14 protein-coding genes and 1 rRNA gene are annotated in these 25845 nt (G+C 64.0%); 9 read left to right on the plus strand and 6 right to left on the minus strand.

The features are described 5' to 3' along the window. The first annotated feature begins 455 nt into the window (after positions 1–455). Positions 456–9197 carry a right-handed parallel beta-helix repeat-containing protein gene (locus BLT08_RS21405; protein WP_175529405.1) on the plus strand — a complete coding sequence of 2914 codons (8742 nt, stop codon included), beginning with the start codon at positions 456–458 and terminating at the stop codon, positions 9195–9197. Positions 9198–9217: 20 nt separating this feature from the next. Here BLT08_RS21405 and BLT08_RS21410 read toward each other — a convergent pair whose 3' ends face one another. Beyond that, complete coding sequence (locus tag BLT08_RS21410; protein ID WP_090312148.1) at positions 9218–10972, minus strand: sensor histidine kinase; 1755 nt, start codon at positions 10970–10972, stop codon at positions 9218–9220. A 226-nt stretch (positions 10973–11198) separates the two neighbouring features. Here BLT08_RS21410 and BLT08_RS21415 point away from each other — a divergent pair, with 226 nt between their 5' ends. Next, on the plus strand, positions 11199–11858 hold the full coding sequence (locus tag BLT08_RS21415) for an HAD family hydrolase (protein WP_090312151.1): 660 nt from the start codon (positions 11199–11201) through the stop codon (positions 11856–11858). 135 nt (positions 11859–11993) lie between these two features. Here the strand turns inward: BLT08_RS21415 and BLT08_RS21420 are convergent, their stop codons facing one another. From BLT08_RS21420 to BLT08_RS21430, 3 genes are all read right to left on the minus strand, one after another. Further along, positions 11994–14357 carry a DEAD/DEAH box helicase gene (locus BLT08_RS21420; RefSeq protein WP_090312154.1) on the minus strand — a complete coding sequence of 788 codons (2364 nt, stop codon included), beginning with the start codon at positions 14355–14357 and terminating at the stop codon, positions 11994–11996. 91 nt (positions 14358–14448) lie between these two features. Next, positions 14449–15048: a DUF7978 family protein gene (locus tag BLT08_RS21425; RefSeq protein WP_090312156.1), complete on the minus strand. Its 600-nt coding sequence runs from the start codon at positions 15046–15048 to the stop codon at positions 14449–14451. Positions 15049–15165: 117 nt separating this feature from the next. Further along, positions 15166–15681 (minus strand): PH domain-containing protein, encoded by a 516-nt coding sequence (locus tag BLT08_RS21430; protein ID WP_090312157.1) that lies wholly within the window; start codon positions 15679–15681, stop codon positions 15166–15168. 177 nt (positions 15682–15858) lie between these two features. Here BLT08_RS21430 and lipA point away from each other — a divergent pair, with 177 nt between their 5' ends. From lipA to BLT08_RS21460, 6 genes are all read left to right on the plus strand, one after another. Continuing rightward, positions 15859–16830: a lipoyl synthase gene (gene lipA / locus BLT08_RS21435; RefSeq protein WP_090312158.1), complete on the plus strand. Its 972-nt coding sequence runs from the start codon at positions 15859–15861 to the stop codon at positions 16828–16830. A gap of 275 nt (positions 16831–17105) precedes the next feature. Next, complete coding sequence (gene pdhA, locus BLT08_RS21440; RefSeq protein WP_090312159.1) at positions 17106–18212, plus strand: pyruvate dehydrogenase (acetyl-transferring) E1 component subunit alpha; 1107 nt, start codon at positions 17106–17108, stop codon at positions 18210–18212. A 4-nt stretch (positions 18213–18216) separates the two neighbouring features. Next, on the plus strand, positions 18217–19242 hold the full coding sequence (locus BLT08_RS21445) for an alpha-ketoacid dehydrogenase subunit beta (protein ID WP_090312160.1): 1026 nt from the start codon (positions 18217–18219) through the stop codon (positions 19240–19242). Position 19243: 1 nt separating this feature from the next. Then, positions 19244–20899 (plus strand): 2-oxo acid dehydrogenase subunit E2, encoded by a 1656-nt coding sequence (locus BLT08_RS21450; RefSeq protein ID WP_090312161.1) that lies wholly within the window; start codon positions 19244–19246, stop codon positions 20897–20899. 77 nt (positions 20900–20976) lie between these two features. After that, positions 20977–22476 (plus strand): dihydrolipoyl dehydrogenase family protein, encoded by a 1500-nt coding sequence (locus BLT08_RS21455; protein WP_090312162.1) that lies wholly within the window; start codon positions 20977–20979, stop codon positions 22474–22476. 149 nt (positions 22477–22625) lie between these two features. Further along, complete coding sequence (locus tag BLT08_RS21460) at positions 22626–23777, plus strand: multicopper oxidase domain-containing protein (protein WP_090312163.1); 1152 nt, start codon at positions 22626–22628, stop codon at positions 23775–23777. 300 nt (positions 23778–24077) lie between these two features. On the opposite strand, the gene BLT08_RS21465 is transcribed toward BLT08_RS21460, so the two are convergent. Both BLT08_RS21465 and BLT08_RS21470 read right to left on the minus strand, forming a co-directional pair. Further along, complete coding sequence (locus tag BLT08_RS21465; RefSeq protein ID WP_090312164.1) at positions 24078–24374, minus strand: DUF7521 family protein; 297 nt, start codon at positions 24372–24374, stop codon at positions 24078–24080. Beyond that, positions 24371–24748: a winged helix-turn-helix domain-containing protein gene (locus BLT08_RS21470; RefSeq protein ID WP_090312165.1), complete on the minus strand. Its 378-nt coding sequence runs from the start codon at positions 24746–24748 to the stop codon at positions 24371–24373. The genes BLT08_RS21465 and BLT08_RS21470 overlap by 4 nt, the downstream gene beginning before the upstream one ends. A gap of 963 nt (positions 24749–25711) precedes the next feature. Here BLT08_RS21470 and BLT08_RS21475 point away from each other — a divergent pair. Continuing rightward, positions 25712–25845 (plus strand): 16S ribosomal RNA (locus BLT08_RS21475); the annotation flags it as partial.

Raw genomic sequence — 25845 nt, forward strand, 5'->3', positions numbered from 1 at the left:
TCGCCGTCGGTTAGTGGGCGGATCGCTGGACGGATCGACGACCGTTGATCGCTGTAGTGGTGCCCGTATCCGTTCTGTATCGCGGCAATTACCTGACGGTAACCTATGCTACAACCCTCGGGTATGCGCGAGTATTTGGGGAGTCAGTGGCCATAACGTTCATGAAGTCCGAACATTCGAAACCGAATGTATCCGTTCGGTTCCTCGCAGTTTTCTTTTCGGTGTTACTAATCACGTCGGTCGTCGCTCCGGTTGCAGCGGTGGGTAGCTCCGACGTGGCGTCGGCGGATTCGACGAACGATGCGGAATTTGCCTCGGTGAGTGGCGACTCGATACAGCAAGCGTTGACGACCGACGATGGGTTGGGATCCTCAGACGGGGACGAAGAACCGGTTGACGACTCGAGTGACTCCACAGCGGGGCCGACGATATCCGCCACCGATGCGTCGTGTGACTTGATCGTCGAATCCGGAGGGTCTATTCAGTCGGCGATCTCCGACGCAAACTCGGGCGACACGATCTGTGTCGACGGTGGAACATACGAGGAAGCCGTCACGATTACCAGTGGGATTTCGCTCGTCGCTGCAGACCCGGATAACCCACCGATTCTCGATGGCTCGGATGGACTCAGTACCGGGATTACGATCGAGGATCAGCAGGACGTTCTCGTTCGTGGCATCGTCATCCAGAACTACGATGACGATGGGATCCGTATTCACGAAGCCGCTTCAGTGACGGTCGAACAATCTGAGATTATTGACTCGGGCGATACCGGTATCTACGCGTCCAATTCGACAGATGTGACGATCGAGAACCTGAACGTCGACGGGTGGGAGACGGGAATCGAACTGGGCGAGGACGCTTCCGACGTGACGATCAGAGACTCCGAGTTCTCCGGGTTCGAAACCGGCGTATCGATCGAGGAAGGAGGGAGTTTCGGAGACATCGAGATCAGCGGAAACGAGTTCTCCGACGGTACCGCGGGCGCGAGCGCGATCTGGATCGACATCTCGCCCGACGAATCCGTCGACTTCGGGGCACTCGAAGTTTCGGACAACGCGATCGCAGTCGAGGAGTGGGGCCTCCTGATCAGTGGCTCCGGCGTCGGGTACGAGTCGGTCACGATCTCTGATAACGAGATCGCCGGGGGCGATGGCGTTTCCTGGTACGGCAGGTACACTGTGGAAGGGACGGTAACAGTCGCCGACAACGAGGTGTCGGACTCTGAGCACGGTATCGAAGTCTACACGTTCGACTCGACGTTCGGGACGGTTAATTTCGACGAAAATACCGTAATGGCGAGCGGAGCTTCGTCTGGGTCGTCTGGAATTTTCTTCGGAGCTTACCCAGACGACAGTACCACGACCGTTGAACAGCTCTCGATGAGAGACAACGTCGTCGACTATGACGAATACGGTCTCAGCGTCAACTTGTGGGATACCGAAACTGGCGACATCGATATCTCCAGAAACGTCGTTGACGCCCGGGGCCCTGGCGTGTTGCTCGGTCTCTACTCTATCCCGGAGAGCGCAGATACGATCTCGATCACCGACAACGCAATCACTGTCGAGGGCACTGCCCTCGAAATATCTACCTCCGAGATGGATGAACCCGGCGAGTTCGACGTATCCTCGAACCAGCTTACTGACAGCGAGTACGGAATCTTCATCAGCGAGAACACGCCGGTCGAGACGCTCACCGTCGGTCACAACGACATCACCGGAAACAGCGAGTTCGGTCTCTCGTACGACGGCGATGGCACCGTCGACGCAGTCGACAACTGGTGGGGAGCTGAAAACGGTCCCAGCGGCGACGTAGAAGACCCGGAGACGGGTGAGACGGCCGACGGTGATGGCGACGCCGTCAGCGAGACCGTCCTGTTCGATCCGTGGCTCGAGTCGCCGCAGTTCGAACCCGAACCGGACGAGGCGTTCTTCGAAATTCTCGAGGTGACGACGAACTCGCCCGTCGAGGCCGGCGAGACGCTCGAGGTCGACGTGACGGTGCTCAACGCCGGCGAGGAGTCGGCCACACAGACGATCGAACTCGAGGACACCGACGGCACTGTCGTCGATTCCGCCGAGCGGTCGATCGACGGCGGCAAGATGGACCAACTCACGCTCGATTGGGAGACGAGCGAGGACGACGGCGGACAGGGCGAACTCACGGTTCGAACCGACGACGACTCGACGAGCGAAGGGGTCACCGTTCTCTCCGACGACCCCATCGACGTCGATGCCTGTACAGTCATCGACACGCCGGGCGCGTACGTGCTCACCGACGATCTGGTGGGCAGCGAAACCTGTCTCGAGATCGTCGCAGACGACGTCGTGCTCAACGGCATGGGGCACACAGTCGACGGTGTCGACGTCGACGAGGATGCCACCCAGTACGGTCTCGTCGTCGAGGAAGCGGACAACGTCGTCGTGCGGGACCTGACGGTCAGTAACTGGGACGTCGGTCTGCTTTTCAACGACGCAAACGACGGCGAACTCTCTACTGTCGTCACCGAGTACAACAACGCGGGGTTCAACCTCAATTCTGCCAACGACAACGAAATTTCAGAGCTGACGACCCGCCACAACGCAAACCGCGGGCTTCACGTCGGGTGGGGATCCGGACATAGCCACGGAAACACGTTCACTGACGTTCACGCCTACGGAAACGAGGATCAACAGAGTGCACTTTTCCCTGGTACCGTCTACGTTGGGTTAGGGATGAACAACGAGTTCATCGGGCTCAACGTTTCCGAAAATCAGGCCGGCCTGACGACGATCGCGTCGGGGAACAGCTTCACCGACGTCATCGCCGACGACAACTCGAGATACGGACTGAACCTCGAGAGCAACTTCGGGAACGACTTCGAGAACGTGAGCGTATCCGGCAACGGCTTGCACGGTATCCGAATCAGCCAGAGTGACTCGAACACGTTACACAACGTCACCGCGAGTGGGAACGACGGGACCGCAGTCTACCTCGTTGGCGACTTACGCGGCGGTTCGGCCGTCCGGGGGACCGTCATCGAGTCGCTAACCGCAACGGACAACGCTGGCAGTGGGTTGCAACTAAGTAATGCAGACGACAACGAGTTTGTCGACCTGACGTTCGACAACAACACCGACAGCTCGTTGAACCTCGCCAGCCGCTCGGACGGAAACAGCTTCGGCGACGTCACCGTCGCCAACAGCTCTTGGCACGGTGTCGCCATCAGCTCCGACAGCCACGACAACGAGGCGACGAACCTGACGGTCACGAACAGCACGCAGGCGGCCGTTGCCTTCATCGGTGACGCGACGGGGAACACGGTGTCGAATGCAACCGTCACGGATAGCGGCTACGGCGTCCAGTCGTTCGACGGCGCGACCGAGAACATCGTCTCCAAGCTCGATTTAGACGGCGTGACGCTCTCGTTCGAGGGGAAGAACGTCCAGCTCCGTTCGGCATCCGAGCCGACAGAATTGCCGAACGAGGCGGCTCCGATCGGTGCGTACTTGGACATCTCGGCAGGCGGTCAGGACCCACTCGTCGAAACGCTCCAAATCCACTACGACGACGTCGGCGACGTCGACGAGTCCTCACTCGAGCTGTGGCGGCTGAACGAGATGTGGAGCTCACCAGCGGACGAATCCTACGAGTCGGGCGTAAACACGGATGACGGCTACGTGTACGCCGAAAGCATCACCGAGTTCTCAACATTTGGAGTCTTTGGCGTGGAAGATGCTGATTCGTCTCCATCCCCTGGCCCGTCCCCCTCGCCAGACCCCGCCTCCTTTGACGTAACGATCCAAAACACGTCGACATCGGTGATCGCCGGTGATGAACTCGAGGTCACGGCTCTGATCGAGAACACCGGCGAAGAAGACGACGAACAGACCATCGAGCTGGTCGCCGACGACGAGGTAGTCGATTCGGCCACGGTCTCACTGGACGCTGGCGACGAAGAGACGGTGATTTTCAGCTGGACGACGAATCAGAGCCACGCGGGCGAATCGATCACGCTCGAGGTTCGAAGCGACGACGACGAGAATACTGTGACGGTTTCCATCGAGGATGGCGACCCGGACGAAAGCGATATTGTTGTCTACGGTGCGGATGTCGACACGGAGTCGGCGCTAGTCGACGAAACGATCACCGTTTCGGGTGATCTCTACAACTCTGGCGACATCGAGGGAACCGAGACGGTGGCACTCGAGGTTGACGGCGAGGTCGTCGGCGAGTCGACGGTCACCGTTGCGCCGGGTATCGATCGCGGCGGTGTCGAACTGAGTTGGACGCCGACGCTTGAGGATCTCCCGGATGACGAAGAGAGCACGGACGTGACGCTCACGCTCGACGGCTTCTTCGTCGGGACGGTGACGGTCGATCACGACTATTCGGACATTCAGGTTGTCGCGGCCTCGACGTCCGACGTCGAACTCGTTGAGGGTGAGGAAACCCACGTCGTCGGGAGCATCTATCAGGCTGGTACCGCCGAGGGTACCGAGGAGATCGAACTCACGGCGACCAACCAGGAGACCGACGAAACTGATGTAATCGGGAGCCAGGAAGCGACCCTCTCGCCGGGGTTCTACCACCTCGGGGCGATCAACATCAGCTACGTCCCCGACGAAGCGGGCACCTACGACCTCGAGCTCGGCGACCGTCCCGCCGGGACGGTCGAAGTCGAACCGGCCGAATCGGACATCCAGGTGATCGCGGCAGCGATCTCCGAGGCCGAAATCGTTGCGGGCGAGGAACTGCACGTAATCGGGAGCCTCTACCAGGCCGGCAACGTCGAAGGGTCACAGAACATCTCGCTGACAGCGGTCCACAACGAAACCGGCGAAACGACGACTCTTACCACCATCGAGGAGTCAGTCGCGCCGAACGTCTACTGGCTCGGCGCGATCAACGAGACGTTCACGCTCGAGGAGGCCGGGACCTACGAGATCTATCTCGACGATCAGAACGCTGGCACGCTCGAGGTCGAGCCGGCGTACTCGGACATTCAGGTGATCGCCGCGTCGGCCTCGGCGACCGAGGTCGTCGAGGGCGAGGAACTACACGTCATCGGGAGCGTCTACCAGAGCGGCACCATCGCGGACGAAGAGGAGGTCGAACTGACCGCGACGCACCTCGAGTCGAACGAGACGACGACCATCGCCACGCAAACCACCCCTGAACTCTGGCCGAACGTCTACTACCTCGGCGCGCTGAACATCTCGTTCTCGTTCGACGACGCGGGGACGTACGAACTCGAATTGGGCGACCGTCCCGCCGGGACGGTCGAAGTCGAACCTGCCGAGTCGGACATCCAGGTGATCGCGGCGTCGATTTCCGAGGCCGAAATCGTTGCGGGCGAGGAACTGCACGTAATCGGGAGCCTCTACCAGGCCGGCAACGTGGCCGGACCACAGGACATCTCGCTGACCGCGGTCAACCAGGTGTCGGGAGAGACGACGAACCTCTCTACGGTCGAACGCACGGTCTACCCGAACGTCTACCATCTCGGCTCGATCAACGAGACGTTCACGCTCGAGGAGGGCGGCACCTACGATATCTACCTCGACGACCGCAACGCGGGGACGCTCGAGGTCGAGCCGGCGTACTCGGACATCCAGGTGATCGCCGCATCGGCCTCGGCGACCGAAGTCATCGAGGACGAAGAGCTGTACGTAATCGGCAGCCTCTACCAGAGCGGGACCATCGCGGGCGAGGAGGAGATCGAGCTGACCGCGACGAACATCGATACTGGCGAGACGACGACTATTGCCACGCAGGACACCCCTGAAATCTGGCCGAACGTCTACTACCTGGGCGCCATCAATATCTCGTTCTCGTTTGACGACGCGGGGACGTACGAACTCGAGCTCGGCGACCGTCCCGCCGGGACCGTCGAGGTTGAACCTGCGGTCTCCGACATTCAGGTGATCGCGGCCTCGCCGGACGGATACAACCTCACCGTCGGTGAGGACGTCAACGTCATCGGGAGCGTCTACCAGGCCGGGAACATCGTGGGCGAGGAGGAGATCGAGCTCACCGCAACCCACAACGAGACGGGTGAGTCGGTGACTGTCGGCACACAGACCGTGACGGTCTCACCGAACGTCTACCATCTGGGCGCGCTCAACATCACGTTCGCACCCGACCAGGCAGGGACCTACGACCTCGAACTCGGCGAACGGGATGCCGGGTCCGTCTCCGTCGAGGAGTCGCTGTCAGACATTCAGGTCGTCGGGGCCTCGGTCGAGGACGTCGAACTGGTCGAGGGGGAACACACCCACGTGATCGGCAGCGTCTACCAGGCCGGTGAGGAGGGTGGCACCGAGACGATCGAACTGACGGCGACGCACAACGAGACGGGCGAGACCGAGGTCGTCGGCAGCCAGGACGTCACGCTCGACCCCGGTTTCTACCACCTCGGCGCGATCAACATCACGTTCGAACCCGACGAACCCGGAACGTACGACCTCCAGCTCGGCGAGCAAAATGCGGGCTGGGTCGAAGTGGAGCCGGCCGAATCGGACATTCAAGTGATCGCGGCGTCGATCTCCGAGGCCGAAATCGTCGCGGGCGAGGAGCTGTACGTGATCGGCAGCCTCTACCAGGCCGGCACCATCGACGGCCCACAGGAGATCGAACTCAACGCGACCCATACTGGCACCGGTGAGACGACGACCCTCTCGACCGTCGAACACTCGGTGGCGCCGAACGTCTACCACCTGGGCGCGCTCAACGAGACGTTCACGCTCGAGGAGGCCGGGACCTACGAGATCGAGCTTGGCGACCGGAATGCGGGCACGCTCGAGGTCGAGCCAGCCTACTCGGACGTCCAGGTGATCGCCGCCTCGGCCTCGGCGACCGAAGTCATCGAGGGCGAGGAGCTGTACGTGATCGGGAGCGTCTACCAGAGCGGAACCATCGCGGGCGAGGAGGAGATCGAGTTGACCGCGACGCACGTCGAGTCGAACGAGACGACGACCATCGCCACGCAAAACACCCCCACGCTCTGGCCGAACGTCTACTACCTCGGTGCGCTCAACATCTCGTTCACGCCCGACCAGGCGGGGACGTACGAACTCGAGCTGGGCGATCGCCCCGCGGGGACTGTCGAGGTCGAGCCGGCCGAATCGGATATCCAGGTGATCGCGGCGTCGATCTCCGAGGCCGAAATCGTCGCGGGCGAGGAGCTGTACGTGGTCGGCAGTATCTACCAGGCCGGAAACGTTGCCGGAACACAGGAGATTTCGCTGACGGCGGTCCACAATGAAACCGGCGAGACGACGAATCTCTCGACGGTCGAACGGTCGGCCCATCCGAACGTCTACTACCTCGGCAGCATCAACGAGACGTTCACGCTCACCGAACCCGGCACCTACGAGATCTACCTGGGCGACCGCAACTCGGGGACGCTCGAGGTCCTTCCGGCTGAGTCGGATATCCAGGTGATCGCCGCGTCGGCCTCCGAGACCGAGATTCCCCTCGGTGGCGACGCGTACGTGATCGGGAGCGTCTACCAGGCCGGCACCATCGCGGGCGAGGAGGAGATCGAGCTGACTGCGACCCACCTCGAGTCGAACCAGACGACGACCATCGGCACGCAAAACACCCCTGAGATCTGGCCGAACGTCTACTACCTCGGGGCGATCAACATCACGTTCGAGCCCGACCAGCTGGGGACGTACGACCTCACGCTCGGTGACCGACCCGCCGGGTCGATCGACGTCTTCGAACCGACCGTCGAGCCCTCGATCACCGACGTTGCGGGTCACTCGAGCGGCTACGATCTCGAGATGGAGACGGATGCGGTCTACGCGAGCGAGGATACCACCGTTACGATCGACGTCGAATCCGATCTCGACCTCGATGAGGTGACGCTGCTGGTCTCCTCGCTGCAAACGACCTACTCGATCGCCGTAGACGCGGTCCACCACGACGGTGACACCTGGCACGCTGCGGTCCCCGTCGATTCGATACCCGACGACGGCGCGTACGCCCTCTCCGTGATCGCCGTCGACGAGCACGGACACGACGGGTTCGCCGCCGACGCCGACCCCCTCGTGATCGATCGCGAGGAGCCGGGGATGTCCGTCACGCTCGAGGACGTCGACAGCGACGACGCGACGGTCGTCGTCGAGAGCGACGAACCGCTCGCGGAAACGCCCGATATCACTGCTGAACTGATCGAATCCGACGGCTCGACGTCGGAGGCGAGCGTGACGATCGACGGCGACGACGGCACCGGGACGCAGTTCACGGGAACGCTCGAGTTCGACGAGTCGGGCAACTACACCGTCACCGTGGCCGGAACCGACCGTGCTGGTAACGTGGGCGAAAATACCGCGTCCGTCGTCGTCAACACCGGATTCACACTCGGAGACGGCGAGATCGTGATCGACGAGACGGGAACCACGGTCGCGTTCGACCTGGTCGACGACGCCGAGGACGCGATCAAGACCGAGGAGCTGTTCCTCGCGCTCTCGGAGAACTCGCTCAATACGAACCTCGACGGTGGCGAGCTCGGTGTTGGCTTCCTGACCGCCGAACTGGACAGCTTTATCGACTACCAGTTCGATCAGGGGGCGATCGAAAGTGCCACGATCGAGTTGGCGATCGACGAGGACGAACTCGCCGACGGTGTCGACGCCGAGGACGCGGTTCTCCACCACTACGACGAACCCGCGGGCGAGTGGAACGCCGTCGACTCGAGCGTCACGGCGATCGACGGCGATCCGTTCGTGACCGCCGAGGTCCCCGGCTTCTCGACGTACGGTGCGTTGATCGTCGACGAGGAGCCGCCGGAACTCGTCTCGGTCTCCCCCGACTCTGGAGAGACGCTGGACGCTGACACCACTGAGACGACGGTTGCCTTCGAGTACGAAGACGCCCTCTCCGGCGTCGACGTCAGCACGGTCGGTCTCACGGTCGACGGCACGGACGTTACCGGTGACGAGCACACGAGCATTACGTCGACGTCCGCAGCGCACACCCTCGAGGTCGAGGCGGGAACCTCGTACGAGGCGACGGTCTCCCTCTCCGACGCGGCTGGAAACGACGTCACGTACGACGTGACCTTCGACGTCGCCTCGAGTGATGCCGGCGAGCCCGACGAATCAGATGACGAACCCGAAGACGAATCCGGCGACGGAATCCCCGGATTCGGACTCGTGGCAGCGCTCGTCGCACTCCTCGCTATCGCGCTGTTCCGAACTCGGTAACGTCGTTCGGGACTCGCGTTTTAGGTCTCGATCTCGAAGCGGGCGCCGCCGTTCTCGCTCTCCGTCACGCACAATGACCACCCGTGAGCGTCGACGATCGTCTGAACAATCGACAGCCCCAGCCCGGTCCCGTCCTCCTTCGTCGAGTACCCTTGCTCGAGGACTGCGGTCTCCATTTCGGCGGGGATTCCCGGACCGTCGTCCGCGACGTAAAACCCGGTTCCGCCCTCGAGTGCGCCGACCTCGATCGTGACGGTCTCGCTGTCGTGCTCGAGACCATCGTCGGCCTGGGGCCGACTGCTCGTGGTGCTGTGTTCCACACCGTCCTGCCGAGCCTGCGAGTCGAGGCTCGTGGAACCGTGTTCCACTGCGTTCCGAAAGAGGTTCTCGAACACGTTGTGCAGGTAGGCGTCGTCGGCGGAGAGCGTCTGGTCGTCGGCGAGCGCGAGCGATGCCCCGGTGGTGTCGACGTGATCCCAGGCGGAGCGTGCGACCGTCGCCAGCTGACACGGTTCGCGCTCGACGCTCTTTCCGTGGAGCCTGGCGAGCTCCAGGAGCTCGTCGAGAATCGTGTCCATTCGTTCGAGTCGGTTGCGCACCGCCTCGAAGTCCTCGTCGTCGCCGGTCTCTTGGGCGAACTCGAGGTAGCTCGAGGCGATGCCCAGCGGACTTCGCAGGTCGTGGCTGACGAAGCGAGTGAACTGATCGAGCTGTCGGTTCGTCCGCTCGAGCGCCAGCTCCTTGCGCCGGCCGTCGGTCACGTCGCGGATGGCGACGACGTCGCCGACGTACTCCTCGGGGCGTCCCATCAGTCGGCCGGACAGCGTTCTCGGATCGGTGTAGACGGGCGAGATGCGCAGGTCGTAGTGTCTCGTCTCGCCGATCCGCTCGACGGTACAGTCCGTCGTCGTCTCGACTCCCGAACCGACGTGATCCCGGAGCACGGGGAAGGTGTCGAAGACGGGGTCCCCCGGATGGCCGACGACGTCGGAATCAACCTCGAGGACGGTCTGTGCGGCCCGATTGAGTTCGATGATGCGACCCTGCGTATCGAGCGCGACCACGCCGTCGCCCATGCTGTCGACGAGCGTCTGGCGAGCGACGGGCGCGACCTCCAGGAAGTCGGCGTAGAAGAGCGCCCACAGGAAGACGCCGCCGACGACCGGTCCGGCGATCGAGAACGCGCTCGAGCCGCCGGGAGCGAGGTCGGTGATGTAGGCGACCGCCGTGAGCACGAACAGACCCATCGCCCAGGCCATCGCGAGAGCCTGCCGACGATAGATGCCTCGAGAGCGACGGTACTCGTCGAGGACGAGCGCGAGTCCCGTCACGATCGCGAGGGTCGCCAGTAGCGCGTGGACGTAGAACAACGGTCCCGGTTCGACGACCTCGAGCGTCGCGTAAAACAGTCCGTGTTGCGGGTTGGTCCATTGGACGAGCTGATCGAGCAGGGGGACAGCCACCAGCACCGGTGCCATCGGCGGCAGCAACGCCAGTTCGCGACTCGAGTACTCGACGGCGATGTAGAGCCAGGCGACGACGAGCAGGTCGATGAAGACGTAGCCGAGGATCGTTCCCCAGTAGACCCAGCCGATTCCGAGCGCGACGAACGCGAGGTCGGGAACGATCGCCCAGCCGGCGCTGGCGAGGCTGAACACGACGAGGGGGAGCCCGGCGGGTTGCTCGCGGTGGCGCCACGCCACGACCGCGATCACACTGAACAGTACGACGCCGACGACGTTCAGCCAGAGGTACGGTTCGAAACCCTGAATCACGGTAACACCTGAGCCGCCCCCTTGCCGGACGACGCGTCGTTTCGGCTCCGTCGCGGTGGAGCGTCTATCCCCCCGTTTCCGATACGGAGCTGTGCAAGTTACTACCATTCATCAGATACGCGGTGCATAATCGTACCGGTCTCTCGAGCGGGTGGTTGGGTCGATTTCGGCTCGAGATCGACTGCGTGCCAAACGGCTATCCGTGACGACCGGGTAGGTCGCCCACATGAGTGATACGAGCGCAGTCTTGTTCGACATGGACGGCGTCCTCGTCAACAGCGAGGACTACTGGGTCGAGTTCGAGCGCGAGGACCTCTTTCCCGACGCCGTCCCCGACGAGGACGTCGACCTCGCCGAGACCAGCGGGATGAACTTCCGCGAGATCTACGACTACCTCGAAGCGGAGTACGAAACCGCCGTCTCCCGCGAGGAGTTCATCGATCGGTTCACCGCCGCAGCGGAGGAGATCTACACCGAGCGCGTCGAGCTCCTGGATGGTCTCCACGGGCTGCTCGAGGAACTGGACGACGAAGACGTTCCCACCGCCGTCGTCTCCTCTTCGCCTCACGACTGGATCGGGATGGTCACGGACCGCTTCGACCTCGAGGACGGGTTCGACCACGTGATCAGCGCCGACGACATCGACGCGGCGAGCAAGCCGGAACCCGACGTCTTCGAGCACGCGGCCGACGAGGTCGGCGTCCCCGCCGAAGAGTGTGTCGTCGTCGAGGACTCCGAAAACGGGATCGAGGCGGCGGCTCGAGCCGAGACGACCGTCGTCGCCTACCGGATCGACGCCCACGGCGATATCGACCGCTCGCCGGCGGACGAGGTCGTCGATTCGGCCGAAGGGGTTCGGGAGGCGGTGCTCGAACTGGCCGTGTGAAATAACTGATAACGAAGCGGTCCGGGACCGAACACCGTCCACTCGGCGCGTTCTCAGACGGACCGCTGTAAGTCATTTCCGGTGCAACCGCGATCGTCCTGCGGTTGTACCGGTAAATCGTCACAGCAGACCGTATCAGACGACGTCGACGGTCCGCCGTTCTCGGATCGGGAGCAGCGGCTCTTCGGGAAAGACGATACTGACGGTGTACTCGAGGTCCTCGGCGTCGGCTCCGAAGACGCCGACTGGAACGGTGTCCTCGTCGCGCAGGTAGCTGCTCGTGCTGGTCATTTCGACCCCGTTGACGGTCACCCGGATGCCCGCCCGAGCGGGCTCGCCGACGTTGCGGACCGTCACCTCGCAGACCTCGTTCTCGCCCGTCGCGACGGTCTCGGGGAACTCTCCCCAGTCGATTTCGATGGCGGGGAGCGACTGCGCGCCCTCGTAGACGCGCTCGGCGACGCCCTCCGAGAGGTCGGCCGCGACGAGCCCCTCGATGCCCGCCTCGACGATGTCGCCGGGCGTCGACAGCCCGTCTTTGGCCAGCTTGCTCGCCCGTCCCGGTCCGACGCCGTCGATGGCGGTCAGGCCGACCGCGTCCTCGGCGACGCCGTTCTCGATTCGGGCCTCGACCCGGCGGGCGAGGTTGGCTTCGTGGGGTCCCGCAAGTCGGTCGAGAAACGCCCCCAGTGCGGAGATGAGCCGCGTCGCGTTGCGACGGATCACCCACGCGTCGCTCGAGAGCTCCGTCGGCGTCGAGCCGTCTGCGGCACCGCGAAGGATCGCAAGGACCTTCCGCTGGCCCGCCTCGAGATCGCCCGTCTCCTGGCCGACGAGCACCGCGTTGACCGCGTCGCGTTCGGACTGGCGGGCCGAGACTGAGTCGAACTCCTCGGCGGTCGCAACCGCCTCGAGGATATCGTCGGCCGCGAGCGTCTCGCCGTCCTCGCCGGCGCGGTCACACAACTCCGCGAACGTGACGGCCGTCGCGAGGCGCAGGTAGTACTTCGAGGCCAGCACGCCCCGTGGCGTCGCCTCGATCGAGAGCGTCTCCGGGTCCATCTCCACGAAGCCGCGCTCGACCAGCTGCTCGAGGCAGTCCCGGACGCGCTGGCGGAGGTTCGGGAAATCGTATTCCTCGGGCTTCGACTGCCCGCGGACGTAGTAGAAGGTCGTCTCGAGCCAGTCCATCACGTCCTCGAGATCGGTGATCGTCCCCATCGCGATCTCGGCGTTGAGGTGGGTCTCTAAGGTCTCCGCGAGGCGGGATTCGATCTCCTTGCCGTCGCGAAGCAGCCGTCGGTACTTGTCCGCGTCCGAGCCGTCGCAGACGACCCAGCCGTAGCCGACGTCGTCGTAGCCCGGGCGGCCCGCACGGCCGAGCATCTGAAGCACGTCGAGGGGGCTCATGTCGACCTCGCCCTCGAGGGGGTCGTGGATCTTCGTGTCCCGAATCACGACGCAGCGCGCGGGGAGGTTGACGCCCCACGCGAGCGTCGAGGTCGAAAAGAGGAGTTCGATGTGGCCCTCCTTGAACCACTCCTCGACGAGGTCGCGGTCGTTCTTCGAGAGCCCGGCGTGGTGGAACGCGACGCCGTCGAGGACGGAGTGATAGAGCGTGTCGTTGTCGAGTCGCTCCTTCAGATCGGTGTGGAACTCGTACTCGCCGCGAACGCCCATCGGAACGTCGCGCTCGGCGATCTCGTCGCGAGCCTTCTTGGCCGCCTGGACGGTGTCCTGGCGGGAGGAGACGAAGACGAGCGACTGGCCGTCCTCCCGGAGGTGTGGCTCCGCGAGGTCGATCGCCCGATAGAGTCGACGGTACTTGTCCGCGAAGGAGTTCTCACCGTGGGTGTAGGTCTTGACGCCCGCGTTCAGGTCGACGGGCCGGTACTCGTCGCCGAACTCGAAGGTGGTCTCGTCGGGCGCGTCGAGCCACGCAGCCACGTCGTCGACGTTCGGCATCGTCGCCGAGAGGGCGACCACGCGCGGGTCACAGAGCCGCCGGAGTCGAGAGATCGTGACCTCGAGCACCGAGCCCCGTCGATCCGCGTCGAGCAGGTGGACCTCGTCGATGACGCAGACGTCGATGTCGGTGACGAAGTCGTAGCGTCGGGAGTCGTGTTTGCGGGTCGCCGAGTCGAGTTTCTCGGGCGTCATCACGAGGATGTCCGCGCGTCGCGCGCGACGCGGATTTAGATCCCGCTCGCCGGTGACGACGTACACCGAGTAATCCAGCTCCTCGAAGCGGTCCCAGTCGTCTTCCTTCTCGTTCGTCAGCGCTCGTAACGGGGCGATAAACAGCGCGGTCCCGCCGTCGGCGAGCGCCTTACAGATCGCCAGCTCCGCGAGCGCGGTCTTGCCCGAAGCCGTCGGCGCGCTCGCGACCACGTTTTCGTCGGACTCGAGCAGCCCTGGCAGTGCCTCGCGTTGCATCCGGTTGAACTCCTCGAAGGCAAAAGCGTCCGCGAATTCGGGAAGAACCTCGGCGACCTCCATCACCCTCACACGGGGAGTGACGGGTCAAAGGCGTTTCCTTCGAGGCGCGTTTCGGCGGGGTGACGGAGAAACGGGCGACTCGAGTATCGGTCTATCGTGAGCCGAAAACGGCCACGAGCACGGCCCCCGCGGTGGCGAACACCAGCGGGTAGAGGATGCCGCCGAGGACGATCGCGGGCAGCAGTTCCGGCGCGACCGAGCCGCTGGCCTCGACGCCGAAGAACGATCCCTCGGCGCTGGACTCGGCGACGAGCGCACCGAGAGCCACGACGACGGCGTAGCCGATGGTCACCGGCGCGCCGACGGTGACGGCCTCGCCGATATCGGCGACGTTCCACTGTCGGGCGAGCATGGCCCCCATTCCGAGCAAGACGAGCGGCGGGACGACGTACAGCAGCGTCGCGCTCGTCGAGCCCGATTCGGCGATGAAATCGACGGTGCTCGAGCCGCTGAACCCGCCGAACGAGCCCGTGCTCTCGACGTCGACCAGATGGGCGTTGTAGAAGTACCAGGCGACGCCCTTCCAGTCGGCGACGTCGCCGCCGAAGGCGTCGCGGACCTCGTCGACGATTAGCACGTACGACACGAGGTAGCCGATCGCGGCGGCCAGGACGCCGAGTCCCGCACTCGCCGCGACGCTCGAACCGCGCGATACCGCGCCGTCGGTGGCTGTCGACAGTTGTGACGCCATTGTGTCGACCCCGAAAGGGGGTTGAACTAATGGGCTTTGTGGTTCGACGCGAGAACTATCAGATCGTTGTTATTGTAGCCACGACCGCGTGCGACGGAGAGAGCCGGTGAGAATTCGCTAGACGGCCGACTCGTCGGTCGACGTCGCCTCGAGCTGATCGCTCAACAGACTCGAGGCGCGCTCGGGGCTGGGGACTCGTTCGAAGGTGAGTTCGGGGTCGCCCGAGCCCGCGGTGAAGACGGTCAGGTCGCCGTAGCCGAGCGCGCGGCCGACCACGCCCTGGCTGAGGCTGGTGTTCTGGACGCGGTCGAGACGAAACTGGGTGACGTCCCGCGAGACCACGCCGTACTTCTTGTACAGCTCGGAGGTGGTGATCACGTAGCGGGTGTTCGTCCAGACGAGGTAGCGCGCGAACGCCAGTCCCGCGCCGCCGAGGGCGACGAGAACGCCCACGATCGTCAGGAGTCCGACGCCGTCGCCCGCGGTCCAGCCGGCGAGGACGAGGCCGAGCAGCGCGACGACGACTCCGACCGGGAGCCCCGCGCCCATCGTGATCGGGTGCGGACGGCTCTCCCAGACGACGTCGTCGTCGTCGCTGATGTGAAACCAGTCGGGAGTCGTGCTGAAGGCCATCGCTCGAGGGTATTCCGTTCGCTCGGATAACGCTATCGGGGGTACGAGGGCCCTACCCTCACGTAACCCGGACATACGCGACACTCGAACGGTCTGTGCAATTTCGAGGTCGCGCGGCGAGGGACGTCGACCCCCGGAACCACCACGGTTTTTCACCGAGGGCCCCTTCGTACGGGTATGAGCAGCGCACGCAAGCCCGACTGGCTGAAGATGCGGCCGCCGTCGGGCCGGGAGTTCGCGGGTATCCGGGAGACGCTGCGCGAACGCAACCTACACACCGTCTGCGAGGAGGCCAACTGTCCGAATCTGGGCGAGTGTTGGTCCGGCGGAGCGGGAACCGGTGAGAGCGCGGGCGGGACGGCCACGTTCATGCTGATGGGGGATCGGTGCTCTCGAGCCTGTAACTTCTGTGACGTCCAGACGGGCGGGATGGAGCCGCTCGATCCCGACGAACCCGCGAACGTAGCGGAGGCGGTCGCCGAGATCGGGCTCGACTACGTCGTCCTGACGAGCGTCGACCGGGACGACCTGCCGGATCAGGGCGCGGGCCACTTCGCCGAGACGATTCGGGAGATCAAGGACCGACACCCCGGAATCCTCGTCGAGGTCCTGATTCCCGACTTTCAGGGCGAGGAACGGCTCGTCCGGAAGATCATCGACGCCGACCCGGACGTGATCGCGCACAACGTCGAGACCGTCGAACGCCTGCAGTTTCCCGTCCGCGACCGACGCGCGGGCTACGAGCAGAGTCTGGGCGTGCTCGAGCAGGTCGACCGCGAGTCCGACATCTACACCAAGACCTCGATCATGCTGGGCCACGGCGAGTACGACCACGAGGTCTACCAGACGATGGCGGACCTGCGCGAGCGCGGGGTCGACATCGTCACGCTCGGGCAGTATCTCCGGCCGTCGACGGATCACCTCGAGGTGCGACGCTACGACCATCCGGACAAGTACGAGACGTGGCGTCGCGTCGCCGAGGACGAACTGGAATTCCTCTACTGCGCCAGCGGGCCGATGGTGCGCTCGTCGTACAAGGCCGGCGAACTGTTCGTCGACGCCGTGCTTCGGGAGGGCAAGAGCGTCGAGGAGGCGAGAGCCGACGCGCGCGACTCGAGCGTGCGACCGTCCGAGCGAACCGAGTCTTGAGTGGCGGTCGGCGCGTCGTTACGACCTCAGTGGCGCTTGTCAACGTATCACTTATCGTTGAACTCTCACTTTGTCCAATCTTCGCTCTCCTCCCGAACCAAAATTAGACGAATGATTCATAATCTCCACACCTGGACAACTCCGTTCGAATATGGCGGAGAGCAACCGATATTTCTGTGCGTGGCTGGCAAGAATCTCACTCATAGTAAACTTTTTTGGGAAACTCCTTTATCCCGAGCGATAGTCCCCTAGGGTATGTACAGGTGGGTCTTTCCGTGAGTACGTTACAGCGAAACCCCCAGGACCGAGTACAGATACTCGACGAGGGTGGTCGGGTCCTCGAGGGCGCCGAGGTGCCCGACCTGAGCGCCGAGGAACTCGTCGAGATGTATCGACAGATGCGCCTGATTCGCCACTTCGACGAGCGGGCGGTGAGCCTCCAGCGCCAGGGGCGGATGGGAACGTATCCGCCGCTGTCGGGACAGGAGGGCGCACAGATCGGCAGCGCCTACGCGCTCGAGGAGGAAGACTGGGTGTTCCCCAGCTACCGCGAGCACGGTACCGCGCTGGTTCGCGGGATGAGTCTGAAACGCACGCTGCTCTACTGGATGGGTCACGAGCAGGGCAACCAGATCCCGGCAGACGCCAACATCTTCACCGTCGCCGTGCCCATCGCGACCCAGATTCCTCACGCGACGGGGGCCGCCTGGGCCTCGAAGCTCAAGGGCGAGGAGAAGGCGTTCCTCTGTTACTTCGGCGACGGCGCGACGAGCGAGGGTGATTTCCACGAAGGGCTCAACTTCGCCGGCGTCTTCGATACGCCGAACGTTTTCTTTTGTAACAACAATCAGTGGGCGATCTCGGTCCCGCGAGAGCGCCAGACGGCCAGCGCCACCTTAGCCCAGAAGGCCGAAGCCTACGGCTTCGAAGGGGTGCAGGTCGACGGGATGGATCCGCTGGCGGTCTACAAGGTCACCCGCGACGCCGTCGAGAAGGCCAAGAATCCGGGCGAGGGCGAACTCCGACCGACGCTCATCGAGGCGGTCCAGTACCGCTTCGGGGCTCACACGACGGCCGACGATCCGTCCGTCTACCGCGACGACGACGAGGTCGAACGCTGGAAGCAGAAGGATCCGATCCCGCGCCTCGAGAACTACCTCCGAAACGAAGGAATCCTCGACGACGACCGCGTCGACGCGATCGACTCGCAGATTAAAACGGACGTGGCCGACGCCATCGACGCCGCGGAGGCCGTCGAACGGCCCGATCCCGAGGAGATCTTCGCACACGTTTACGAGGGAATGCCCAAGCGTTTACAGCGGCAACTCGAGTACTTCGAATCGGTTCGCGAGCGACACGGCGACGATGCGCTCTTAGAGTGATACTATGGCTGCAGAGACAGACACACACGCACACGCAGACGCGGACGGAGAATCGGAGAGTCTCACGCTGGTACAGGCGGTTCGTGACGGCTTGCACACCGAGATGGAACGCGACGACGACGTCGTCGTCATGGGCGAGGACGTCGGGAAGAACGGCGGCGTCTTCCGCGCGACGGAGGGGCTGTACGACGAGTTCGGCGAGAACCGGGTCATCGACACCCCGCTCGCGGAGTCGGGCATCGTCGGGACGGCCATCGGCATGGCCGCCTACGGCATGCGTCCAGTTCCCGAGATGCAGTTCCTCGGGTTCATCTACCCGGCGTTCGATCAGATCGTCTCCCACGCCGCGCGCTTGCGAACGCGCTCGCGCGGGCGATACACGTGCCCGATGGTCATCCGAGCGCCCTACGGCGGCGGTATCCGCGCCCCCGAACACCACTCCGAGTCCTCGGAGGCGATGTTCGTCCACCAGCCCGGACTGAAGGTCGTCATCCCCTCGACGCCCTACGACACGAAGGGGCTGCTCACCAGCGCGATTCGAGATCCGGACCCGGTACTCTTCCTCGAGCCGAAACTCATCTACCGGGCGTTCCGCGGGGACGTCCCGGCGGAATCCTACGAGGTACCCCTCGGCGAGGCGGCCGTCCGGCGCGAGGGAAGCGACATCTCGGTCTACACGTGGGGGGCGATGACCCGACCGACTATCGAGGCCGCCGAAAACCTCGCCGAGGAGGGGATCGACGCCGAGGTGATCGACCTCCGCACGCTGTCGCCGCTGGACGAGGAGACCATCGTCGAGTCGTTCAAGAAGACGGGCCGCGCCGCAGTCGTCCACGAAGCGCCCAAGACGGGCGGTCTCGGGGCCGAGATCACGGCGACCTTACAGGAGGAAGCGCTCCTCTATCAGGAGGCGCCGGTGGAGCGGATTACGGGCTTCGACACGCCGTTCCCGCTGTACGCGCTCGAGGACTACTACCTGCCGGAACCGGCACGAATCGAGGACGGTATTCGCAACGCGATGGGGTTCTAAGATGGTCAGAGAGTTCGAACTGCCGGACGTCGGCGAGGGAGTCGCGGAGGGCGAACTGGTCTCGTGGCTGGTCGAGGAGGGCGACGAGGTGAGCGAGGACCAGCCGGTCGCGGAGGTCGAGACCGACAAGGCCCTCGTGGAGGTGCCCTCGCCGGTCGACGGCACGGTCCGCGAGCTACACGTTGAGGCGGGCGAGGTCGTCCCGGTCGGGACGGTGATCATCTCGTTCAACGTCGAAGGTGAGGAGAGCGAGGCAACGACTGACGAGGAACAGGAGCGGGCGAGCGAGCCTACGGGCGTCGATGCACCCGACGACGCACAGGCCCAAGCCGACGACGGCGAAGCCGCCGGCAGTCTCGGCGCGCTCGGCGCCGAGGCCGACGAGGCCGCGACGCCGAAAGATCGAGTCTTCGCGCCCCCGCGCGTGCGACGGCTGGCTCGAGAGGAGAGGATCGACCTCACGCAGGTTCGGGGCAGCGGCCCCGGCGGCCGGATCACCGCTGCGGACGTACGGGCCGCTGCGGGTGGCGGTCCCGTCGGCGGCGGGCAGGTACAGGATCAGGCGTCCGACGGAGCGACAGCGGACGAATCGACCGCGGCGGCGGACGCCGGCGACTCGAGCGACGCGGAAACCGACGAGGGGACGGCGGACGCGGCCTCGAGTCGGGCCCAGACCCAGACGACGACCGAGCCGCCGGCGAACGTCGAGTCCGCCGACCGCGACAGGACCCTCGCCGCGCCCGCAACCCGGCGCCTCGCAGAGGAGGAGGACATCGACATCGACGCCGTTCCGACGGACGAGGAACGCGACGGCGAGGCGTTCGTCACTCCCGAGGCGGTTCGAGAGTACGCCGAGGCCCAACAGCGGGCCCAGGAGGCGGATCGAGAGGCGATCGAGGCCGGCGAGCCGGTCGGAACGAAAGGGACCGAGTTCGCCGAGGGCGAGCGCGAGCGGCGCGAACCGTTCAAAGGCGTCCGCAAAACGATCGCCGACGCCATGGTCGAGTCGAAGTACAGTGCGCCCCACGTCACCCACCACGACGAGGTCGACGTGACGGATCTGGTCGAAGCCCGGGAGCAACTCAAACCTCGTGCCGAGGATCGCGGCATTCGGCTGACCTACATGCCGTTCGTCATGAAGGCGGTCGTGGCGGCGCTCCAGGAGTACCCCGAGATGAACGCGGTCATCGACGAGGAAAACGAGGAGATCGTCTACCGCGACTACTACAACATCGGGATCGCCACGGCGACCGACGTCGGCCTGATGGTGCCGGTCGTCGACGACGCCGATCGGAAGGGGCTCTTACAGCTCTCCTCGGAGATGAACGAGGTCGTCCAGAAGGCCCGCGAACGGACGATCAGTCCCGACGAACTGCGCGGCTCGACGTTCACGATCACCAACGTCGGCGGCATCGGCGGCGAGTACGCGACGCCGATCCTCAACTACCCCGAGGCGGGCATCCTCGCGCTCGGCGAGATCAAGCGCAAGCCGCGCGTCGTCGTCGACGAAACCGGCGCGGAGTCGATCGAACCGCGATCCGTGCTGACGCTGTCGCTGTCGTTCGATCACCGACTGATCGACGGCGCGGTCGGCGCCCAGTTTACGAACACGGTAATGGAGTACCTCGAGAATCCACACCTACTATTGCTCGAGTAGCGTAGGGTATCCTACCAGCAACCACCACGATCCACTATGTACACCACAACACTGCAGACGAGGGAGGGAACGAACTGATGGTCGTCGGAGACGTCACCACCGGGACGGACGTGCTGATTATCGGCGCCGGTCCCGCCGGCTACGTGGCCGCGATCCGCGCCGGACAGCTCGATCTGGACGTCACGCTCGTCGAGAAGGAAGCCTACGGAGGCACCTGTCTGAACCACGGCTGTATCCCGTCGAAGGCGCTGATCACGGCGACCGACGTCGCCCACGACGCCGCGACGGCCGAGGAGATGGGGATCCACGCCAACCCCGCGATCGACCTCTCGGGGATGGTCGCGTGGAAAGACGGCGTCGTCGATCAGCTTACCAGCGGCGTCGAGAAACTCTGTAAGGCGAACCAGGTCAACCTGCTCGAGGGGACGGCCACCTTCGTCGACGAGAATACCGTCCGCGTCTCTCACGGCGGCGAGGGACAGGGCTCGGAGACCCTCGAGTTCGAACACGCCATCGTCGCGACCGGCTCGCGCCCCATCTCGATTCCGGACTTCTCGTTCGACGACGAGCCGGTCTTGAACTCGCGCCAGGCGCTCGCGCTGGACTCCATCCCCGACTCGATGGTCGTCGTGGGCGCGGGCTACATCGGGATGGAACTGGCTAGCGTCTTCGCAAAACTGGGGACCGACGTCACGGTGGTCGAGATGCTCGATTCGATCCTGCCGGGCTACGACGACGACGTCAAACGCCCGGTCAAACAGCGCGCGAAGGAGCTGGGGATCGAGTTCGAGTTCGGCTACACCGCCACGGAGTGGTACGAACCGGACGGGGGCATTCGCGTCATCGCCGACCCCGTCGAGGACGCTGCGGCGGACGGCGGGAGCGAGGCGCGTAGCGCCTCGGAGGAGGCGAGCGGAAGCGCCGAAGCCGCAGCAGACGAACGCCTCGAGCTCGACGTCGAGAACGTGCTCGTGGCCGTCGGCCGCAGCCCCGTCTCCGACACGCTCGATCTCGAGGCGGCCGGCGTCGAGACCGACGAGCGCGGCTTCATCGAGACTGATTCGCGCGCCCGCACGAACGTCGATCACATCTTCGCCGTTGGCGACGTCGCCGGCGAGCCGATGCTCGCCCACAAGGGGAGCATGGAGGGACAGATCGCCGCCGAGGTGATCGCCGGCGAGCCGTCGGCGATCGACTACCAGGCGATGCCGGCGGTCGTCTTCACCGACCCCGAGATCGCTACCGTCGGAATGACCGAGACCGAGGCCGAGGAGACCGGCTTCGAGACGGTCGTCGGCCAGTTCCCGTTCCGGGCCAGTGGTCGTGCGCTGACGACCGGCGAGTCGGACGGCTTCGTCAAGATCGTCGCCGAAGAGGACGAAGGGTACGTTCTCGGTGCATCGATCGTCGGTCCCGAGGCCTCCGAACTGATCGCCGAACTCGGACTCGCGATCGAGTTGGGTGCGACCCTCGAGGACGTCGCCTCGACGGTTCACGCCCATCCGACGCTCTCCGAATCGGTGATGGAGGCCGCCGAGAACGCGCTCGGGCACGCGATTCATACGCTGAACCGATAGCGGACGAGTTACCGCGCGCCGAGTCAACGAAAATCTCGTTTTCGACCCGAACAGGGCCTCAACGGCCGAAAGTCGTCGACTGAGTTCCCGCCCGGCGGGAACTACCTTTACCACCCTTCATCTGTCGGCCCTTCTTTTCAGCTGTGACCATGACATCCAACACCTCCCGCCGCATTCGACGGCGAACCGTCCTCTCGGTCGCCGGCACGGGCGCACTCGGTACGCTCGCCGGCTGTACGGGTCTGCTCTCGAGTGACGGCGACGGCGACGGCGACGATGAAGACGACTCGGACGGCGACGATGGTCCGCTGACCGACTACGAGTACACCGAACCACCACAGGTCGTCGATTTCGCCGAACAGGGCAACGAGGCGACGCTGCGAACCGTCCCCGCCCGCCACCAGCTCGTTACCGAAGCGGCCAGCGGCGGTCCCGTCGAACTCCCCGAAGTGTGGGCCTGGCAGGCGGACGATCTCGCGCCCTCGGTTCCCGGCCCCGTCTTCCGCATGAACGAGGGCGAGACGGTCGAACTTACGTACGACAACAGCGAACACAACCGGCCCCACACCGTTCACGTCCACGCCGTCGGCAAGACCTGGGCCGACGACGGTGCCCCGGTCACTACCCGTACCCACGTCAAAGGTGGCGAGAGTCACACCTACACGCTCGAGGGAACCGTTCCGGGAACCCACGTCTATCACTGCCACTACCAGACGCACAATCACCTCGATATGGGCATGTACGGGATCTTCCGAGTCGATCCCGAGGACTACGAACCGCCGGATCGGGAGTACTTCTTCACGCTGCGCGACTGGGACAGCCGGCTCCACGAGCGAGAAGCCGGCGGTGACGCCGACTACAGTCCGGTCGACCGCTCTCCGGACACCTACACGATCAACGGACGGAGCGCCCCGACGACGTTCCACCCGGAACTGGGGACGCCGCTGATCGTCTCCGAGGGCGACACCGTCCATCTCAACATCGCGAACAATGGCTACGAGTCACACCCCTTCCACACGCACGGCCACCGGTTCACCGTCATCGAGAAGGACGGCTCGCCGATCCCCGAATCGGCCCAACACGAGGAGGACGTCGTCAACATCGCTCCCGCGGAACGCTACACGCTCGAGTTCGAGGCCACTGCCGACCCGGGTATCTATCCGGCCCACTGCCACAAGGTCCACCACGTCACCAACCAGGGCAGCTACCCCGGCGGCATGGCGACCGCGATCGTCTACGAGGAAGCGATGGAGACCGACGAGTTCGGAGAAATCATGGACGACGCCGGCTTCGAGGGCTGAACGGGATTCCATTTCCGGACCGTACGGAATGCCGACTTTTCGGCTCGCATTCGATGCGACTCACTCGCCCCCGCCGATTCGCCGATGGGAGACAGTTCGGATCGACCCATCGCCTTCGGAATCGCTTCGCAGTTCCGATCGACTGAAAATCACTCACCACGTTTCGAACGCCTACAGCGGCTGCCGGCGGGAATCGACTCGATTCCGTCACGCGGGTATGGAGATAGGACGCTGATCTTCAGCGACGCGGTGCGTCGAAAACAGGGTGAGGAGTCGACAGGCAGCGCAGGCCGAGACAGTTCACTGCACGTACAGCGAGTACGCGATCACGAGGAAGCCGGCCAGAACGAGCAAACTCTCGAGCAGTATCCCCAGCGCCAACTGGACGTTGAGCAGTTCGTAGAGCATCCCCGCGAGGACGAGCCCGAGCGTCACGAGCCCGAACCCGAGTGCGAGCATTCCGAGCGCGCGCTGTCGTGTCCGCCGATACGCCTTGAACGCGAAGTACGTGATGACGCTTCCGACGACGAGCACCAGCGTCTTGACGACCGCGAGTGCGAGTGCGATTTCGGTCGCGCCGGTGTGATGTGGGCTCATGTCTCCTTTCGCACCTCCGACCACAGTTCGGCCAGCCGTTCGTCCGCCGTCCGGGCCGGTCGCTCGATCTGCACCGCCAGCGACCGATCTTCGTCCAACACGAGGGTGATCTCGTCGAACGCGACCGCGTACTTGCTCGCGTGGTGACCGTCCTGGCGAATCTCGGTCGACTCCTCGAGCAACGTCGAGTCGGTCAACAGCTCGAGCTTTCGATACAGCGTCGACTGTGGGATCTCACACCGTTTCGTCAGCTCAGAAGCCGTCATGGGTTCCTCGAGATTCCGGATGATCTCTCGGCAGTCGGGGTCGTCGAGCGCGGAGCAGATCTCCTCCGCTGACGGCGTTGACTCCGAAGCGATCGGGTCCCGGACCATTCGTCTACCTCTTACGACGCACGTGGTTTATCGGCATCGATACTTTCGCTCTTCGAACCCCGTTACGTCCGAACTCGTTCGGTTACTCGGAGAGAGCCGCTCGAATCACGACAGGTTCTTGCGCGTGCACGCTCGAACAAAAATTACGCGGGTCTCATTCGGCCCGACCGCGCCTGCAAGGGCGGAATGACCGGCCGACCTCCGCCCGCGTGATATTCTACACGGGAGTCGACCGCCCGGACCGACTCGGGCTCGAGCAGCGGCTGTGTGTTGTCGTATAACTGCAGTGATTGACTGGTGGAAAACCGTGCCATGGTAGCGGGTTCCGATGGTCGAATCGTTCGACGGCCTTATATACCAACCCGGCACTCGTTACTAATGCGAACAACGCGGCGCACGACGCCGCGTTCCCTCTGGCCGTTTCCCGGCACGGAGGTAGACACTCCATCCACTCTCGCACGACTGCCATCGGGTCGATCCGATGGCCTTATCCGTATACGGGCGTTCGAAACGTGATGTGCTCGTGGCCGGCTTCACCGGTCGCGACGATCCGTTGCCCTTATACGTGGCTGGGCGTTCAGTTCGGATCGCAACCGATCCGCCGGATGCGGTTTTCGGCGATCTCGATCCGACGCCCTTAAGTGTACGAGGGCACTCGGATGGATTGCAAACGAATATGTGATCGACGGGGCGTTCAACTCGCTCCGTCATCTCGGATCAACAGGGTTCGAAGGGGTTATGTACCCCAGACGACCTAGGAATAGATCCGAAGGAAATGAGGATCCTTCCCCTGCGGTCCGCCGTACAGAAGGGATCTGATGTTAGCCTTGGTAGTTCGGTGACGCTCGACCGGTCGTCGGTCTGAGGTCATCGAACGTGGACCCATTTATGTGTGAGTGTGTACAAGAATTTACATTCACCGCCAAATGAACCCTCCCGACCATTGGGTCGGGAGTATATAGCATTCCGGTTGATCCTGCCGGAGGTCATTGCTATTGGAGTCCGATTTAGCCATGCTAGTTGTACGAGTTTAGACTCGTAGCAGATAGCTCAGTAACACGTGGCCAAACTACCCTATGGATCAGAACAACCTCGGG

Source organism: Natronorubrum texcoconense, from assembly GCF_900100335.1.
Lineage (GTDB): Archaea > Halobacteriota > Halobacteria > Halobacteriales > Natrialbaceae > Natronorubrum > Natronorubrum texcoconense.